Here is a 17,559-nt window from a genome sequence, read left to right as displayed (position 1 = left end):
GCTATCTCCTTAGCTTCCTTGTTCCGCGCCTGCGCCACACACACGCTAGATTTCACCACCGGCAACCGCGATCGCCTGTCCGGTGATCGCGCCAGCGCCCTCACCGCATAGCCACAGCACGGCATCGGCCACCTCTTGAGGCGTGATCAGTCTTCCTTGCGGATTATGTTTCGCGAGTTCGGCGATCGCCTGCTCGCGGGTTCGGCCGGTCTTCGTCATGATGTTTTCGATGCTGCCGGCGACCAGATCGGTGTCGGTGAAGCCGGGACATACCGCATTCACCGTCACATTGCTCCCAGCCATCTCGAGAGCGAGCGAACGCACGAGGCCGACCACGGCGTGCTTGGCCGCAGCGTAGGCGCTGACATAGGCATAGCCCTTGAGCCCGGCCGTGGACGCAACTGCGACAATGCGGCCATAGGGACGGTCTTTCATGCCCGGCAGCACAGCGCGGATGGCATGGACCACGCCCATGAAATTGACATCCATCATGCGGCTGAAGAGGGCGCTGTCCGATTTCGCGAATGGCGCCGATTCAGCGCTGCCTGCGTTGGCAATCAGGATGTCGATCGGCTTGCGCGCACTCGCCTCAAGGACGGCCGCCTTCAACGACGCTTCATCAACGACGTCGGCAACGGCCGCGAAATGCGCGGCGCCTGCGTTGACGGCCTCTGCAAGAGGCGCTGCATTCCGACCGAGCACCGTCACGGTCGCGCCAGCACCGACAAGCGAAGCCGCGATAGCGCGGCCGATGCCGCGACCACCACCGGTCACCAGCGCGTGCGGCGAATGCGGCAATCCGGACATGCGCTCGCTCCCTGAGATCCTGATCGTTCCCTCGATATATTTTAACCTTCAAATTTTTGCAACGAAAGCGCCGATCGACAGCAGGAACGGCCGCATGGCGACCGGCCCGAAAATTGCTTTAAGTATAAAATTATCCCTTCCCATCGCCCGCGAGCCTGTTAGCATCAAAGAGCCAAGCAAAAGGATTGCCGCGTGTCGCAGCCTGCGCCAATGATAACAAAGGACGGACGCTTCGCCTACGAAGCCGCGGGCGATCCGGGCGCGACACCTTTGATTTTCCTGCACGGCATTGGCGGCGCGGCGCGAGCCTGGCGGCACCAGCTCGCCACATTCGGCAACCGCTTCCGCGCGATCGCATGGGACATGCCGGGTTATGGTGGATCGGCGCCGCTCGCCAGCGTCAGCATCGCTGCCCTGGCAGATGCGCTCCAGCAATTCATCGAGCAGCTCGGCGCAAGCAAGCCCATTCTGGTCGGCCATTCGATCGGCGGCATGATCGTCCAGAAATGGCTGGTGCAGTCGCCGAAACTGGCGCGCGCAGTCGTCCTGGCGCAAACCAGTCCGGCCTTCGGCAAGGCCGACGGCGATTGGCAGAGATCCTTCATCGCGGCGCGGCTCGGGCCGCTCGACCGCGGGGAGACAATGACGTCGCTGGCGCCTTCGCTGGTGAAGGAGCTGGTCGGCGACGATCCTGATCCAAAGGGGATGGAGCTCGCCCGCGAATGCATGGCAAGCGTGCCCGAGGCCAGCTATCGCGCCACGATGCTGGCTCTCATCGGCTTCGATCAGCGCAGCACGCTCAGGGATATTTCCGTCCCGACACTGCTGCTGTCCGGCTCGAAGGACAACAACGCGCCCGCACCGATGATGGCGAAGACGGCGACCTTTATTCCGGGAGCTGAATATGTCGAGCTCGCTGGCGTGGGCCATCTCGCCAATCTCGAACGCCCCGATGCCTTCAACGAAGCGCTCGGCCGGTTCCTGAACTCTCTCGCGACCAAAGCGTAAGGTGACTGCGCCATGACCATGCAAGTCGGCAAGAATATCGGCGCAAGCGACAAGGCCGTGCTCGATGCGCCGATCTTCGATCCCGTCGCATACCGCCTGGGTGACGAGCAGGCCGGCATCATTGCGCGCGCCCGCGAGATCGGCCAGAGCGTGTTCGCCGGCCGCGCCGCGACCTATGATCGCGAGGCGACCTTCCCGACCGAGAATTATCGCGATCTGCACCGCACCGGCCTGCTCGGCATTGCCGTCCCCAAGAAGCACGGCGGCCTCGGCGCGAACTACCAGACCTATGCCTTGGCGGCGGCCGAGATCGGCCGCTATTGCGGCGCGACGGCGCTGACCTGGAACATGCATGTGTGCTCGACGCTGTGGTCGGGCCCGCTGGCCGACGATCTCGACATGGACGCGCAGACTCGTGCCGAGCACGAGCGGCGGCGCGCGGTCCACTACAAGCGCATCGTCGAGGACGGCGCGATCTACTCGCAGCCCTTCTCCGAAGGCGGCGCGGCGGCGGCAGGCGGTGTCGCTTTCGGCACGGAAGCAAGGCCAGTCGAGGGCGGCTGGATCGTCAACGGCAAAAAGATCTTTGCATCGCTCTCCGGCCATGCCGACTATTACGGCGTGCTCTGCACCGAGATCGAGGAAGGCCGCAAGGCTTCGCGCCGCAATACACTTTATCTGGCCATCCCCGCCAAATCGGAAGGCGTCTCGGTCGTCGGCGACTGGGATCCACTCGGCATGCGCGGCACCGTCTCGCGGACGCTGCTGTTCAAGGACGTGTTCGTGCCGGAGGATTCCGCGCTGATGCCGCGCGGCGTCTATTTCCAGGCCGCGATGCGCTGGCCGCACATGTTCCTGACGCTGTCGCCGACCTATATGGGCCTCGCGCAAGCCGCTTATGATTTCACCGTGCGTTATTTGCGCGGCGAGGTGCCGGGCATGCCGCCGGTCAAGCGTCGGATGTACCCGACCAAGCAGATCGCGGTCGCGCAGATGCAAATCAAGCTCGAGCAGATCAAAGCGATCTGGTTCCAGGCTGTGACCGAAGCCCGCGCCAATCCGAGCAAGGAACAGGTTCTGCGCGCCTACGCCGCACAATATTCGGTAATGGAGGGCGCCAATGAGCTCGCCGCGCTCGCGATCCGCACCTGCGGCGGTCAGGCCATGCTGCGGTCGCTGCCGCTGGAGCGGATCTATCGCGACAGCCGCTGCGGCTCGCTGATGCTGCCCTGGACCGCCGAGCTCTGCCTCGACCGGATCGGACGCGAGGCGCTGTACGAGGCCGGCGAGACGGACGACTGACGGTGGACCTCTGTAGCCTGATCGACCGCAACGCGGCGTTCGCGCCAGACAAGACGGCCATTGCCTTCGAAGGCGAACGGCTGAGCTATGCCGCATTCGCCGCACGCATCGAACGGACCGCAACCGCCTTGAAGCAGGAACTCGGCGTCGGCCGCGGCGACCGTGTCGCGGTCCTGAGCCTGAACCGGCCGGACTACCTCGTTCTGCTCTACGCTTGTGCGCGGCTCGGCACGATGCTGGTGCCGCTGAACTGGCGGCTGGCGGTCGCCGAGCAGCTGTTCATTCTGAGCGATGCCGGCGCCAAAGTCCTGGTGCTCGAGCAGGCATTTGAGGGAGTGCTTGCCGAGCTTGGGCGGACTGCGCCGGGGACATCTGTCGTCGGCCTCGACTTCGCGCCGCCTCGCGGCACGACATTCGAAGGTCTGCTGGCTCGCAGCCATGGCAGCGACCGCAACCCGCACACCGACCTCTCCTGCCCGCTCCTCATCGTCTACACGTCAGGAACGACGGGTCGGCCGAAGGGCGCGGTGCTGCGGCAAGAGGCGCTGTTCTGGAACGGCGTCATGAGCCAGCACATGCACAACATGACGTCGGACGACCACGTGCTGACCGTGTTGCCGTTCTTTCATGTCGGCGGCCTCAATATCCAGACCACGCCCGCGCTGCAGTTGGGCGCAACCGTCACGATCCACGCCCGCTTCATACCGGATACGGCGCTTGCGGCGATCGAACGCGAGCGGCCGACGCTGACCGTGATGGTGCCGGCGATCATCCAAGCCGTGAGCGAGCATCCCGCCTGGGCGACGGCCGATCTCTCGTCACTCAAGGCCGTCGCCACAGGCTCGACCATCGTACCGCCGCACTTGATCGACCGCTTCACCGCGCGGGGCGTTCCCGTGCTTCAGGTCTACGGCTCCACTGAAACCTGCCCTATCGCGGTCTACACCCGCCTCGGCGGCGATCTGTCGCGTGTGGGATCGACTGGACTCGCCGGCTTGTGTTGTGAGGCAAAAGTGGTCGATCAGGCCGGTGCCGAGGTGCCGGCTGGCACACCGGGCGAAATCGCCGTGCGCGGCGCCAACGTGTTTTTCGAATATTGGGGCAATGCGGACGCCACGCGCGAAGCGCTACAGGACGGCTGGTATCGCACCGGAGATATCGGCCTGTGCGACGCGGACGGCTATTTCTGGGTGCGCGACCGCAAGAAGAACCTGATCATTTCCGGCGGCGAGAATGTCTACCCAGCGGAAGTCGAGCGCGTCCTGCTCGAACATCCCGACGTCAGCGAATGCGCCGTGATCGGCCGGCCGGACCCGCGCTGGGACGAAGTCCCCATCGCTTATGTGATCCGGCGATCCGGCTCGCATCTCGAAGCGGATGAGCTCAGTAAGCACATCCAGGCGCAGCTCGCGCGATTCAAAGTTCCACGCGATATCGTCTTCGTCACCGACTTGCCGCGCACGGCGCTGGGCAAGGTGCAGCATTTCCTGCTGAAGCAGCTCGATGCGCAATCGCGCACGCAAGGAGAAACATCTTGAAGATTGCGGTTCTGTGTGGGGGAAACGGCTCTTTCGCGGCCGCGGGCGATTTTGCGCTGTCGGGGCATGAGGTCCGGCTGTGGCGCCGCGACGCGGATCAGGTCGCAGCGCATCGCGCTGCCGGCTCGCGCATCCTGGTTAAGGATCACAGCGGCCGCCACGACGTGAAGCTCGCGCTGATCACGGCCGACATCGCCGAAGCCGTCAACGGCGTCGAGCTGATCCTCTGCCCCGCCCCGGCCTTCGCACAGCCGGACATTGCCGGTCTGCTCGCCCCGCATCTGCGGGACGGCCAGGTCGTTTTTCTACCGCCGGCGACATTCGGCTCGATGATCTTCGCCCAAACGGCCCGAGATGCGGGCAACCATGCCAAGGCCAGCTTTGCCGAGACCGGAACCTTGCCCTGGCTGACCCGCAAGCATGGACCGTTCGAGGTCGCGATCACCATCCGCGCCAAGCGACTGCCGGTCGGCGTGTTCCCGCTCGATCAGGCCGCGCATGCGCTCGAAGTCATTGGACGCGCTTTCCCGGGCGTGATCGAACCGTGCGGAGATGCGCTGTCCGGCGCGCTGATGAATGCAGGGCCTATCATCCATCCGCCGTTGATCGTGATGAACGCCGGCCCGATCGAACATTTCGAGCGCTGGGACATCCACAAGGAAGGCACGCAAGCCGCGATCCGCCGGGTCACCGACGCGCTCGACGCGGAACGCATCGCGGTGCGCGAGGCGCTCGGTTACGGCGCGCCGCATTTCCCGCTCGCTCATCACTACGCGAAGGAAGGCGAGATCTGGATGTATGGCCGTGGCTCGCACGACCGACTGACCGATTCCGGCGACTGGCGCGAACGGATCGTGCTGACCGAGCACCGCTACATGCGCGAGGATCTGCGGCTCGGACTGTCTTTGCTGGTCTCCGTCGCCGGCCTGGCTGGCGTGGCCACACCGCTGGCCAAAGCGTTCCTGGCGATCGGCGGCGCGGTCTGTGGCGAGGATTTTGCGCGAGGGGGCCGAACGCTCGAGACGCTGGGCCTCGGCGACCTCAGAAAAGCTGAATTGCAGACGCTGCTTCGCAATGGATTCTGATCGATGACCAATCGCGTCAACATTGCCTGTCTCGGGGCCGGCCGCATGGGACGCGGTATCGCCGTCGCATTCGCCTATGCGGGGCACAGGGTCACGATGATCGACATCAAGGCGCGCTCCGCGGACGATTTCGCCAAGCTGGAGACGGACGCGCTCGGCGAAGTCAGGAAGACCTTTGCCAGCCTGTCGAAGCTGGGGCTATTGACCGAGGCGGACGTCGATCCGCTCATCGCGCGGGTCTCGGTGGTGGCGGCCGGCGAGAGCGGTGCAGCGCTATCCGAGGCCGGTATGGTCTTCGAGGGCGTTCCTGAGGTCGTCGAGCTCAAGCGGGAGGTGCTGGCGGCCGCCTCAAGGCAAGTCGGCCCGGACACGATCATTGCATCGACGACGTCGACCATCCTCGTCGACGATCTGTCCGGCGCGATCGTGAACCCTCGCCGCTTCCTCAACGTGCATTGGCTCAATCCGGCCTATCTGATCCCGCTGGTCGAGGTTTCGCCCGGCAAGATCACCGATCCCGCCATCATCGACGAGGTCAAGGCGCTGCTCGAAGGCATTGGCAAAGTACCGGTGGTCTGCGCAGCGACGCCGGGCTTCATCGTCCCGCGCATCCAGGCGCTGGCGATGAACGAGGCGGCTCGGATGGTCGAGGAAGGCGTTGCCAGCGCGGAAGAAATCGACAAGGCGATCCGCTACGGCTTCGGCTTCCGCTACGCCGTGCTCGGCCTGCTCGAATTCATTGACTGGGGCGGCGGCGACATCCTTTACTATGCGAGCCGATATCTCGAGGGCGCACTCGGCAGCGACCGCTATCGGGCGCCAGAGGTGATTTCGCGCAACATGAGCGAGGGACGGATCGGCCTGCGGACGGGCACGGGCTTCCTCGACTATTCCGGCCTCGATGTCGATGCCTATCGTGTCGAGCGACTCAAAGCCATGGTCGACCTGCTCCGCCACTTTGGCCTGGCGCGGCCGCCGGTGGTCGATCGCGGCTAGCCGAAGACGTCCTGGAGCACACCTTCGCGGACGACGGCAATGCCGTCGAGTTCGATGGTAGTTCCCATCATTGGCAGGTCGAAATGACCCGCCGTGTAGCGGCCTGCGAACTCGTTCGCACCGGTCGAGAACAGGAAGTTGCCGGACACAGCGCGAAGCTCCGTGCCGTTGGTATCGCGCTGGTCGTACATCGAGAGCGCCTCGTACCGCGCGCCGGGATTCATGCCAAAACCGACATGCGAGACCGCATAGGCTTCCCGATCGCCCCAGGCGGCGAGATAGCTGCGCATCATCGCGGCATCCGTGCCTTCGCCTTCCAGCTCGATGACATAATCGTCCTTCAGCGTCATCTTTACCGGCGACGTTAGGTACCGCTTGAAGGTGAGATTGATGTCGCCCGGCGCCATCACCAGCGTACCGTTCACTGTTGCGCTCTTGGGAAAGCTGACGACGATTCCACCGGGCCAATGCGCCAGCGTGCCGGGTTTGTCGGTCCAGCCCCATACGCCGACCGTGGAGGCTCCGATCATGTCTACGTCGAGCGCCGTTCCTGCTTTTGAGGTGACCCGCATCCGCTTGGTCCCGCGCAGCATTTTTGCCGCGGCACGAACACGCTTCTCGAGCGCGGGATCTGGCACCATCCGCTCCAGCGCCTCGGGATGCTCGTTCGAAATCACCAGAATGCGCGCGCCGGCTTTGAGAATTTCGGGTGTCTCCACCGCGTGCATCAGGCCCTCGATAGTGCAATCCACCACAAAGCCGGCCTGCTGAAGCGCGCTGATCACCGGCCCCAGCCGCTGGATCGCCTCGCTCGCCCCGGTCGAGCGAACCGGAACGACATGACGGTTACGCGATGTCGGCATCACCACATGAAACGGTCGCGCTCCCATCCGCAGCAGCGCGAGCTCCGCCAGATGCACGTTCAACGCACGCGACTGGGTTTCCGAGAGGATCGCCGCGGTATCGCCGGCCTTGACGGCGCATCGTTCAAAGATCTCGCAAAATGCGTCGATCCATTTTGCCTCGATGCGATCAGCCAGCATGGTTCACTCCCTGTCTTCAGAATTCTTATTTGCTTGTTACGCTTCGGGGAAGCCCCGGAGCAGATACGATCGCACGGCCCCCAGCAAGCCGTTCAGGATCAAACCCAGCAGCGAGATCGTGATCAACGGGACGAACATGTCCACGGCCTGAAAGGTTCGGGCCGCCGTCACGAGCGCATGACCCAGTCCATCCGTCGATGTGATCATCTCGGCCAGAAACACCACGATGCAGGAAATGACAAGACCGATCCGGCAGCCGGTCAGGATCGACGGCATCGCCGCCGGCAGCACGACCTTGAACAGGATTTCATAGCGCGGCGTTCCCGCCGCCATGGCCGACCAGATCAGCTTCTGCTCGACGGTCGACGCGCCGTAGTAGGTGGACAACAGAATTGGGAAGAGAGCATCGGCGGCCACCAATGTGATCTTCGACCCGTGGCCGAAGCCGAGCAGCAGCAGCAATGCTGGATAGAGAGCGACCTTGGGCAACGGCGCCAATACGCGCACGATCGGCCGAACCGCGGCGTTGATCGCGAGATTGGCGGCGGCGGCGATGCCGATACTGACACCCAGCACGACCGCAATCGCGAACCCGGCAAACAGCCGGATCAGGGTGGCCGTGATCTCCTGCTGAAATGTCCACGTCACGAGTTGCTGGAACAACCGGCTGAAGACGTAGCCTGGAGGCGGCAGCAAAATCGCGGGTGCGAAGCCGAATGACACCAAGCCTTGCCACAACGCGACAACCAGCACGATCGGGGCAATGCCAAGAACGACGTTTGGGGCGAGAAAGCGCGACATCATGAGAAGCTCAGCGGCATGTCGAACTGAGGCTCGGACCAGCGCACAAGGCGGGCACGAATCCTTTCGAAAATCGCGTCGAGGCAGATTCCCATTGCCCCCACGATGATGATCATTGCAAAGACGGTGTCATATTGGCCCATGTCGAGCGCGTTGAACAGGATGTTCCCGGCGCCGGACTGGCGGGCGATCATCTCGCTGGTGATCATCGTGATCAGCGCCAGCACCAATCCCGTGCGGCAGCCCGTCAGAATTTCCGGCAGTGCCGCGGGCAACACGATGCGCACCAGGCGTTGCGCCGGAGAAAGCCCCATCGCGGCGCCTGACCACAGCATCTTCTCTTCCACAGCCTTTGCGCCTTCGAAGCTGTGATAAATCACTGGCAGGCTGACGCCGAGGAAGATCACCAACGTCTTCGTGATGTCGCCAACGCCCAGCCACAGCATGATGATCGGCATCAACGCCGCCTTCGGCACCGGATAGATCACCATCAGAAGCGGATTGAAGAAGGCTGCGACAGCGCGGCTGCGTCCCATTAGGAGACCAAGTGGAATCGACACAAGCACGGCCACGCCAAACCCGATCGCCATGCGGCGGAGCGAGGCCAGAATGTTGATCAGGGATTCCTTATCGCCAAGAATATCCGGGATCGCGCGGATCGCTTCGATCGCCGTCGGAAAACTGTCGTTCTTCAGCGCGAGTGACGCGACCTGCCACACCGCCAGCAATCCGATGCAGGCGAGCACCGGGGCAGCGCGCTTGACTATGGTAGCCGACGACATCATGCGGGCGCGCCGGCTCCGTCGCTCTCATCGAACATGCGCTCGATATCGACGACGTATTTCTGGTACCGTGGATCGAGCAATAGCTCGTTGCGGCGGCGCGGCCGCGGCAAATCAATGTCGATGACCTGCCGGATGCGGCCGGGCGATTTCGACATCATCACGACCTTATCGGAGAGGAAGACAGCCTCATCGACCGAGTGGGTGACGAACAACACCGTCTTGCGATCACGCTCCCAGATGTTCAAGAGATCGTTCTGCAAGCGGGTCCGGGTATGCGCGTCGAGCGCACCGAACGGTTCGTCCATCAACAGGACTTCGGGATGGTAGGCGAGCGTTCGCGCCAGCGCGACGCGCTGCTTCATGCCGCCCGACAGCTCCTTAGGATAGAAGTTCTCGTAGCCCTTGAGGCCGACCATTTCGATCAAGGCCCGGCTCTGCGCTTCAGCCTCAGCGGTGCGCACGCCTTGCTGGCGCGGGCCGTAGATCACGTTGCCGAGCACGGTCTTCCAGGGGAATAATGCGAATTCCTGAAACACGGGTCCGCGATCTGGACCAGGCCCCGTGATCGCCTGCCCCTTCATCTTCGCCGCGCCGCTGGTCGGGCTGACGAAGCCTCCGACGATGTAGAGCAGGGTCGACTTGCCACAGCCGGAGGGACCGAGGATTGAGACAAATGCGCCCTCGTCGATCGTGAGCGAGATGTCCGATAACGCCACATGATCCTTGCGCGCCGAGGTTTGAAAAACCTGCGAGACGCGGTCGATCTGAATGATCGCAGAAGCCCGGTTTTGTGACATCACCGGTTTCACCCATTCACTCGATCTCGAAGGCACTGCCGTCATCCCGTCGCTCGCCTCACTTGCGCGTAAACATTACTCGACGAACCTGCCGAACGTTCACCTTCAGCGGCACGAGCTTAGCAAGAAACCTGCCAGACAGAGATCGTTTTCGCACCCGGCGGTGCGTCATTCGAACCAGGGCCATTCCGCCGGCCCTTCATGCGTGACAGCTCCACCCGGTGCCTGGCCAACCAATCGCGCATATTTCGCCAGCGCGCCGGCACGATGACGCGGCGGGCAAGGCTTCCAATCGCGTCGGCGCGCCGCAAGTTCCTGCTCTTCGACCAGCAGATCCATCCGCCGGTTTGCGGCATCAATCCGGATCCTGTCGCCGTCACGAACAAGCGCCACTGGACCGCCAACAAACGCCTCAGGAGAGACGTAGCCGATGCACATGCCGCGGGTCGCGCCAGAAAACCGTCCGTCGGTGATGAGGGCTACTTTCTCGCCCATGCCTTGCCCGTAGATCAGTGCGGTGACCCCAAGCATCTCGCGCATGCCGGGGCCGCCGACCGGCCCTTCATTGCGGATCACCAGCACCTCGCCCGCCTTGTAGCTGCGGTCACGAACCGCTTTGACGCAAGCCTCCTCGTCTTCAAAAACACGCGCCACGCCCTCGAAGAACTGGCTCTTCAATCCCGCAACCTTGATCACTGCGCCGTCGGGACAAAGATTGCCTTTCAGCACCGCCACGCCGCCATCGGGCATGATCGGCGCGCGGGCCGCGTAAACGACCTCACCATCGGGCGCGTTGGCTGCACCATATTCTTCGGCAAGCGTGCGGCCCGTGATGGTGATGCAGCTGCCATCGATATGCCCGCTCTGGATCAGTTCGCCGATCACCACGGCGGCGCCGCCAATATCGTAAACGTCCTTCGCCGTATATTTGCCTCCGGGCCGCAGATTCCCGATCAGCGGTGTCCCGGAAAAGATCTCGCCGACGTCATCGATGGTGAACGCGATGCCCGCCTCGTTCGCGATCGCAGGAAGATGCAGAGCGGCATTGGTCGAACCGCCTGTCGCAGCGACAATCGCGGCACCATTCTCCAGGGACTTTCGCGTCACGATGTCGCGCGGCAGCGGGCCGCCGCGTTCCAGCATCTCCATGATCAGGCGTCCGGCCCGGCGTGAAATCTGCGCGCGCTCGGCGTAGACACCTGGCACCATCGAGACGTTGGGGATGGTGAGGCCCATCGCCTCCGACACCATGCCCATGGTATTCGCAGTGAACTGGCCGGCGCACGCACCGATCGTCGGCAGACAGGCGCGCTCGATCCGCTCGAGCGTGGCGCCGTCGATCTCGCCGGTCATGAAGCTGCCGACGGCCTCATAGGAGTCGAGCACCGTCAGGGTCCGCCCGTCCACGCGGCCGGGCAGCGAGCTGCCGCCGTAGATGAAAATGGATGGCACGTTGCAGCGAACCATGCCCATCATCACGCCGGGAAGCGTCTTGTCGCACCCGCCATATCCGATCAGGGCATCGTAAGCCAGACCATGGACGACCGCTTCGATGGAGTCGGCGATCAGCTCGCGCGAAAACAGGGAGAACTTCATCCCCTCATGATTCATGCTGATGCCGTCGGAAACCGACACGGTGGAGAATTCCCGCGGCGTGCCACCGGCCTCCTCGATTCCGGTCTTGGCCGCGGCGACCTGAAAGTCGTGGGTCATATTGCAGGGCGTTTGCTCGCCCTTCATGCTGACGACGCCGACCATCGGCTTGGCGATCGCGGCGTCGTCGAGACCCATTGCGCGCATGAACGCACGATGCGGGGCTCGATCGAGACCGTCTGTGGTGACCCGTGATCGCAACTTCTTCATACCTGCATCTTCTTCATGCTGCGTCCCGGATGATCCGGGACGCCACGATCCCCGTCCTCGGACAATTCGCCCGCTCGCTTATTGCAGCGGAGCGACGATGGTCGGATGCTTGAACTGTGAGACATCCAGTTTCGGCAGCATTCCTGTCTCTGCATAGATGTCCAGCATCTTCTGGATCGCGGGGAAATTCGGTGCCGCACCTGGATCGCGACCGAAATCATTGTCCTTGAGCAGATATGTTTCGAGCACTGGAACGGGCGCTTTCAGCACCTCGGACACGACCTTCAGGGTCTCTTCGCGGTTTGCCAGCACCTTCTTCATGCCCGACGTGATGTCGCGGACATAGGCCTTGACCAGTTCCGGGTTCTTGTCGACGAAATCGGCGCGGCAGGCTTCCAGGATGTGCACGATATTCGGCATCGCCTGCGACAGCGAGAACAGCTTTCGGGTGCCACCCTTTGCCTCTGCGCGCGCGGCAAACGGCTGGTTCATGTTGACCGCATCGACGCGGCCCTGCCGGAGCGCGTCTTCGGAGACGGCAAAGCCGACCTCGACCAGCTTGATATCCTTGGCCGGATCGACGCCATTCTGCTTCAGGAGCAGGTTGAATGGCCCCTGCGTGCCGCCGCCGATCACGGAAATGCCGACCGTCTTGCCCTTGAGATCGGCGATCGTCTTGATCGGCGAGTTATCCATGACAGCCCAATAGACGGAGAAGCCGCCGGGCTTCTCGAAGACGTGCTGCGCCACGATATAGGCCTTGAGATTGCCGCCGACCACGCCATTGGCGAGCGACAGCGGCGCCTGTGTCGCGCAATCCAGCGCCCCAGCTGCAAGTGCCTGCGTCATCGGCGCGGTGCCCTGAAACTGGGTCCATTCGATGTTGTAGGCCTTGCCGAGGTTGGGAAACTCAGCCGGGCGGCGCATCATCCAGTACTTGGATTCTTCGGCCGGGATCGTCCAGCCGACGCGGATGGTCTGCTGCGCCCGCAACGGGCCTGAGCCCACGATCACGGCCGCAACCGCGCTCAATGCCAGGATCCACCTCGAAACGGTTCGCATCTTGCCCACTCCGCTGCTCCGGCGCCGATGGGCGCCACCCAACCCGACCGGTCCAAATGTTTCATGGTTCAAACAATCAGGCAAGCCATGCATGCTCACCGGTGCAACCGGGCGATGCGCTATGTAAAGGTAAGACGGCGATGCTGCGGCGTTGCGCTGCGACAGAAGGAGGCAACCTATGGCTGATGCGAGCAGGACAAACCCGCAAGAGGTCGAAAGGCTCGGCTATATCGGCCTTGGGCTCATGGGCGCACCGATGACCCGGCGTCTGCTCAGGGCTGGCCATCAAGTCACCATCTGGAACCGATCGCAGGACAAGATGGCTCCGCTCGTCGAGGCCGGCGCAAGCCGCGCAGCCACATCCCGCGACGTGATGGCGAGCTCGGACATCGTCTTCATGTGCGTGACAGATGCCGCCGCCGTCGAAGAGGTGATCTTCGGGCACGAAGGTCTTTCATCGGCCCCCGGCGCCGGCAAACTTGTCGTCGACTTCTCGTCGATTCATCCTGACGCCGCACGAAGCCTTGCAACGCGACTGAAAGACGCGAACGGTACCGGCTGGATCGATGCGCCAGTGTCCGGGGGCACGAAGGGCGCTGAGGAAGGCACCCTTGCGATCATGGCTGGCGGAGAAGCGGCCGATATCGAGAGGGTGCGGCCCTATGCGCTGGCCATGGCGCGCAGGTTCACTCACATGGGCCCGATCGGCGCCGGCCAGACCACGAAGCTATGCAATCAGGTGATCGTCGGATGCGCGATGGCCGTCCTCGCCGAAGCAACGCGCCTTGCCGTGAACGCCGGAATTGACGCGAACCGATTGCCCGAGGCGCTCGCCGGCGGCTTCGCGGATTCCATCCCACTCCAGCTTTTCGTGCCGCGGATGGTTCAGGGAATTCACACCCCGCCGCTCGGGCACATCGCCACAATGCTCAAGGATCTCGATACGGTCGCCGATGTCGCACAGGCGACGTCGACGCCGGTGCCGATGGCCTCGCTTGCGGGGCAACTTTTCAGGCTGGCCAAGTCAGCGCGAGGCGCGGAAGCGGACGCGCTGGAGATCTACAAGCTTTCAGCGTCTGAGCGTCAAGCTATCTAGGATGGCAGTGCGTTACGGCGCCTTGTTGCGCTCATCGTCGGCCAGAAAGCGACCAAACGTCCCGTGCGCGAAGAGCAGCGGCTCCTTCACATTGTAGGTATAAGCCTCGACTGCGCCGAGAAAGATCACGTGGTCGCCGCCATAGTAGCGATTGACGGAGCGGCACTGGAAATTGGCGACGCTGTCTGCCAGCACCGGCGCACCGCCAAGCCCCGGCGCCCAATCGACGCCGGTGAACTTGTCGTCGGACGGTTTTGCGAATTTGTTCGCGAGTGCCTGTTGCGAAACGCCAAGCACGTTGACCGTGAAATGACTAGCGTTCTGGAATACGGTCAGACTGGAGGAATAGACAACGAGGCTCCACAGAACTAGCGGAGGATTCAGCGAGACCGAGGCGAACGAATTGCAGGTTAGGCCATAGGGCTTCCCGTCAGCAGCCGCGGCCGTGATGATCGTCACGCCCGTTGCGTAGGTCCCGAGCGCGTTGCGGAAATCGCGAGGATCGATCGACGAGCTGTCGCTCGCGAATTCGTTGGCTGGATCGGGAACGGCCGGCTGCTTCGGCAGATCATTCATCGGCCGGCCTCACAGCGTGAGATTCTCGGACGGCAGGCCCAGCGCCACGCGTCCATAATTGGTCCCGGCCGCGTCGAAATTGAACGCGAGATGCGAGTTGATCGCGTGCGCATCGCGGAACTGCCGCTGCAGCACCCCGGTCGTGAACAGGCCGCGCGCTCCACTCGCGGCAAACAGCATGGAAACCGCCTCGGTGCACAGATTCACCGAAAAGGCTCCATCACGCCGATATCTGGTTTTGGTCGCCATATCAGGAATACGACCGCACCGAGCGTTCTCCATAGCATCCAGGCAGGCCGAGCGCATGATCAGGCGTGCCGCGTCGATCTTCGCCGAGGCCTCCGCGATCTTGATTTGCGTGCTTTGAAAGTCGCTCAGCTTGGCACGGTTGTAGGTCGAGATGCGATGACGCGCGACCTCGGCATAATCGTCGAGGCACGCCTGCGCGTTTCCCAGCGCGACGCCGGAGAGGACGTAAGGAAACAGTGAGAACACAGGGAGCGCATACAGCGGATTCGGATTGACCTTGCTTCCCGGCGTTGGGCCCCCGGCGAGATCGCCGACGGCGACCGTCATGTAATCAGGCACAAAGGCGTCCCTGACCTCCACGTCGCAAGATCCCGTCCCACGCAATCCCGCGACATTCCAAGTATCGAGGACATTATAGTCGCCTTTCGGCAGCAAAAAGATTCGATACGCGATGCCGTCGGCTTCGTCGTCGGAGTAAACAACGCTTGCAAGCATATTCCATTCGCAGGAGGCGACGCCCGAGGAGAACGGCCAGCTACCATGCAGCCGATATCCACCCGCGACCCTCGTGGCGCGTCCGGCCGGAAAAATGAACGAGGACGCAATTAACACGTCTGGATCGCCGTCCCAGACCAGATCCTGCGCCTTCTGCTCGAACATGCCGAGCATCCAATGATGGCTCGCCAAATTGGCTAGGTTCCAAGCCACCGAGGCATCCGCCGATCCGAGCAGCTCGGCGCAGTCGATCAGGGCGACATAGTCAAGCTCCGCGCCGCCAATCCGTCTCGGTTGGAGCATCCGGAACAGGCCGGCGTCGTGAAGATCCTTTTCAGTCTCCGGCGGAAGATGCCGTAGCTCCTCCGTCCGCGCCGCCCGCTCTCGCAGCCTTGGGAGGAGCGCCCGGGCCTTCGCGATCATTGCCGCATAGGCGCGTTCACCGGCTTCCAGTCCAGCGGGCTCGCTCATGCTCGGCTCTCGACCAGGCGCCATTCGTATCCCTCGCTTTCACACAGTTATGCGGCGGGACCTTCGCCAAATCAAGTCGAGGCCGCACTCGCAGTGCGCTCGCGCGGTACCTCGGCCGGACGAAAAAGCAGGATCGCTCGCGCGAGCATCGCAAAGCGGCGATCCGCGGGCATCGCCATACCTGCCCGGAGGCGGCCAACGGCCTAGCTCAAATCGGTCGAAGGCTTGGCCGATCCAAAGGCACCCTTTTCGGCGAACTCCGCGATGCGACGTTCGTCGTAGCCGAGCGTATCGTGCAAGACTTGTTTCGTATGTTCACCCAGCAGCGGAGCAGCCACGGGATCAATGGCCCCAGTCAGGCTCATCGCAATTGGCGGCTCGATGTTGGGCACCCATTCTGCTGTACGATGCGGAATCCGGCTCAAGCGATGGCGCTCGCGCGCTTCCGGCGCATTGAACCCCTCCTCCACCGTCCGGAGATAGCCGACCGGGATATTGGCCAGCTTCATCTTTGCCATCCAGTTCTCGAGGGTATCGCTTGCAAAGACCTCGGCGATAGCTGCCCGCAGGAGCTCCTTGTTCTCGGAGCGCGCTTTCCGCGTCGCAAATTGCGGATCGATAATCAGATCGGGCCGGTTGAGCACCTCGACCACGAGCCGGCGATAGAGCCGGTCGTTGGCGCAAGCCATGTAGAGCGGCCCATCGGAAGCTTCGTAGACGCCCACGGTGGGAGATCCGCTCGGCGAATTGCCAAACCGGCCAGGGTTCTCGCCGTTGATCAGATAGGCCATGCCGTAGAAACCGGTCATCCCCATCGCAATGTCGAACAGAGCGACCTCGACATGCTGCCCGCGACCGAGCCGGTCCCGCGCCAGTAATGCCAGCAGGATGGCGTTGCAGGCAGACATTCCCGTGGCCATATCTACGATCGGCGGACCGGTACGGACCGCCGGGCCGTCGGCAAACCCGTTGAGCGACATGAAGCCACTTTCCGCCTGCGTGATGGGATCGAAGCCTGGACGCGCAGCGAACGGTCCGGTGCGCCCATAGGCGGAGATCGAGCAATAGACCAGCCGTGGATTTAGCGAAGCGACAGATTCATAATCGAGGCCGAATTTCTTCATGACCCCGCTGGAAAAATTTTCGACGACAACGTCTGCCTTGCGGATCAGGTCGAGCGCGATCTCGCGAGCCTCCGGCACGGTAAGGTCGAGCACGATGCCGCGCTTGTTGCGGTTCAGGCTGAGATAGGCGGCACTCTCTCCACCGATTTCGGCGTGCTCATAGGCTCGTGTGTCGTCGCCGCCGTCAGGGTTTTCAATCTTGATGACTTGCGCGCCGAAATCAGCAAGCGTCTGTGTGCAGGCCGGCCCAGCGACGACACGCGTAAAATCGACGACCAGCAGACCATCGAGTGCAGTTGGCCCTCCCCTCGCCCGCGACGCACGTTCCGGCAACTGAGGCTTGGTAGGCATTGATAGCGCTCCTTTACATCGGCTTATCGCCGCCGAATTTCCTGCAAGATCGAACTTAAAGCCCGGCGCCACCGACTTCGCAAGTGTTTCACCTGTATCGCCTGAAAGCG

Annotated in this window: 17 protein-coding genes; 7 read left to right on the top strand and 10 right to left on the bottom strand. The window is 63.0% G+C overall.

The genetic code is table 11. The features are described 5' to 3' along the window. Nucleotides 1-45: 45 nt before the first annotated feature. Nucleotides 46-807 (bottom strand): SDR family NAD(P)-dependent oxidoreductase, encoded by a 762-nt coding sequence (locus XH85_RS16065; RefSeq protein WP_128932568.1) that lies wholly within the window; start codon nucleotides 805-807, stop codon nucleotides 46-48. On the opposite strand from XH85_RS16065, the gene XH85_RS45925 reads away from it, so the two are divergent. Genes XH85_RS45925 through XH85_RS16040 form a run of 6 tightly spaced genes read left to right on the top strand, consistent with a single transcriptional unit; the run spans nucleotide 806 to nucleotide 6,736 of the window. Further along, nucleotides 806-1,021 (top strand): hypothetical protein, encoded by a 216-nt coding sequence (locus XH85_RS45925; protein WP_208758162.1) that lies wholly within the window; start codon nucleotides 806-808, stop codon nucleotides 1,019-1,021. The genes XH85_RS16065 and XH85_RS45925 overlap by 2 nt on opposite strands. After that, the gene (locus XH85_RS16060; protein WP_245473562.1) at nucleotides 1,018-1,815 is read left to right on the top strand and encodes an alpha/beta fold hydrolase; all 798 of its coding nucleotides are present in this window, start codon (nucleotides 1,018-1,020) and stop codon (nucleotides 1,813-1,815) included. The genes XH85_RS45925 and XH85_RS16060 overlap by 4 nt, the downstream gene beginning before the upstream one ends. Nucleotides 1,816-1,827: 12 nt before the next feature. After that, nucleotides 1,828-3,117 (top strand): acyl-CoA dehydrogenase family protein, encoded by a 1,290-nt coding sequence (locus tag XH85_RS16055; protein WP_128932566.1) that lies wholly within the window; start codon nucleotides 1,828-1,830, stop codon nucleotides 3,115-3,117. Between the two features lie 2 nt (nucleotides 3,118-3,119). Further along, nucleotides 3,120-4,655 (top strand): class I adenylate-forming enzyme family protein, encoded by a 1,536-nt coding sequence (locus XH85_RS16050; RefSeq protein ID WP_128932565.1) that lies wholly within the window; start codon nucleotides 3,120-3,122, stop codon nucleotides 4,653-4,655. After that, nucleotides 4,652-5,740: an NAD/NADP-dependent octopine/nopaline dehydrogenase family protein gene (locus XH85_RS16045; RefSeq protein ID WP_128932564.1), complete on the top strand. Its 1,089-nt coding sequence runs from the start codon at nucleotides 4,652-4,654 to the stop codon at nucleotides 5,738-5,740. The genes XH85_RS16050 and XH85_RS16045 overlap by 4 nt, the downstream gene beginning before the upstream one ends. Before the next feature lie 3 nt (nucleotides 5,741-5,743). Next, nucleotides 5,744-6,736, top strand: coding sequence for a 3-hydroxybutyryl-CoA dehydrogenase (locus XH85_RS16040; RefSeq protein WP_128932563.1), 993 nt, complete (start codon nucleotides 5,744-5,746; stop codon nucleotides 6,734-6,736). Here the strand turns inward: XH85_RS16040 and XH85_RS16035 are convergent. The 6 genes from XH85_RS16035 to XH85_RS16010 form a co-directional block, all read right to left on the bottom strand. Further along, on the bottom strand, nucleotides 6,733-7,779 hold the full coding sequence (locus tag XH85_RS16035; RefSeq protein WP_128932562.1) for a 2,5-dihydroxypyridine 5,6-dioxygenase NicX family protein: 1,047 nt from the start codon (nucleotides 7,777-7,779) through the stop codon (nucleotides 6,733-6,735). The two genes, XH85_RS16040 and XH85_RS16035, sit on opposite strands and share 4 nt — an antisense overlap. 36 nt (nucleotides 7,780-7,815) lie before the next feature. Then, nucleotides 7,816-8,580 (bottom strand): ABC transporter permease, encoded by a 765-nt coding sequence (locus tag XH85_RS16030; RefSeq protein WP_420837911.1) that lies wholly within the window; start codon nucleotides 8,578-8,580, stop codon nucleotides 7,816-7,818. Then, complete coding sequence (locus tag XH85_RS16025; RefSeq protein WP_128932560.1) at nucleotides 8,580-9,365, bottom strand: ABC transporter permease; 786 nt, start codon at nucleotides 9,363-9,365, stop codon at nucleotides 8,580-8,582. The genes XH85_RS16030 and XH85_RS16025 overlap by 1 nt, the downstream gene beginning before the upstream one ends. After that, entirely contained in the window at nucleotides 9,362-10,207 is an 846-nt protein-coding gene (locus XH85_RS16020; RefSeq protein WP_128932559.1) for an ABC transporter ATP-binding protein, read from the bottom strand. The genes XH85_RS16025 and XH85_RS16020 overlap by 4 nt, the downstream gene beginning before the upstream one ends. A gap of 123 nt (nucleotides 10,208-10,330) precedes the next feature. Beyond that, nucleotides 10,331-12,025: a dihydroxy-acid dehydratase gene (gene ilvD, locus XH85_RS16015; protein ID WP_128932558.1), complete on the bottom strand. Its 1,695-nt coding sequence runs from the start codon at nucleotides 12,023-12,025 to the stop codon at nucleotides 10,331-10,333. A gap of 78 nt (nucleotides 12,026-12,103) precedes the next feature. Then, nucleotides 12,104-13,087 carry an ABC transporter substrate-binding protein gene (locus XH85_RS16010; protein WP_128938925.1) on the bottom strand — a complete coding sequence of 328 codons (984 nt, stop codon included), beginning with the start codon at nucleotides 13,085-13,087 and terminating at the stop codon, nucleotides 12,104-12,106. A gap of 178 nt (nucleotides 13,088-13,265) precedes the next feature. Here XH85_RS16010 and XH85_RS16005 point away from each other — a divergent pair, with 178 nt between their 5' ends. Further along, on the top strand, nucleotides 13,266-14,183 hold the full coding sequence (locus XH85_RS16005) for an NAD(P)-dependent oxidoreductase (RefSeq protein ID WP_128932557.1): 918 nt from the start codon (nucleotides 13,266-13,268) through the stop codon (nucleotides 14,181-14,183). A 12-nt stretch (nucleotides 14,184-14,195) separates the two neighbouring features. Here the strand turns inward: XH85_RS16005 and XH85_RS16000 are convergent, their stop codons facing one another. The 3 genes from XH85_RS16000 to XH85_RS15990 form a co-directional block, all read right to left on the bottom strand. Further along, entirely contained in the window at nucleotides 14,196-14,759 is a 564-nt protein-coding gene (locus tag XH85_RS16000; protein ID WP_128932556.1) for a flavin reductase family protein, read from the bottom strand. A gap of 9 nt (nucleotides 14,760-14,768) precedes the next feature. After that, nucleotides 14,769-15,974 carry an acyl-CoA dehydrogenase family protein gene (locus XH85_RS15995; RefSeq protein WP_245474120.1) on the bottom strand — a complete coding sequence of 402 codons (1,206 nt, stop codon included), beginning with the start codon at nucleotides 15,972-15,974 and terminating at the stop codon, nucleotides 14,769-14,771. Nucleotides 15,975-16,177: 203 nt separating this feature from the next. Then, nucleotides 16,178-17,449 (bottom strand): CaiB/BaiF CoA transferase family protein, encoded by a 1,272-nt coding sequence (locus tag XH85_RS15990; RefSeq protein WP_164934531.1) that lies wholly within the window; start codon nucleotides 17,447-17,449, stop codon nucleotides 16,178-16,180. Nucleotides 17,450-17,559: the final 110 nt, after the last annotated feature.

This window comes from Bradyrhizobium zhanjiangense (assembly GCF_004114935.1).
GTDB classification, from domain to species: domain Bacteria; phylum Pseudomonadota; class Alphaproteobacteria; order Rhizobiales; family Xanthobacteraceae; genus Bradyrhizobium; species Bradyrhizobium zhanjiangense.
This window is presented reverse-complemented; position numbering and strand designations above follow the sequence as displayed.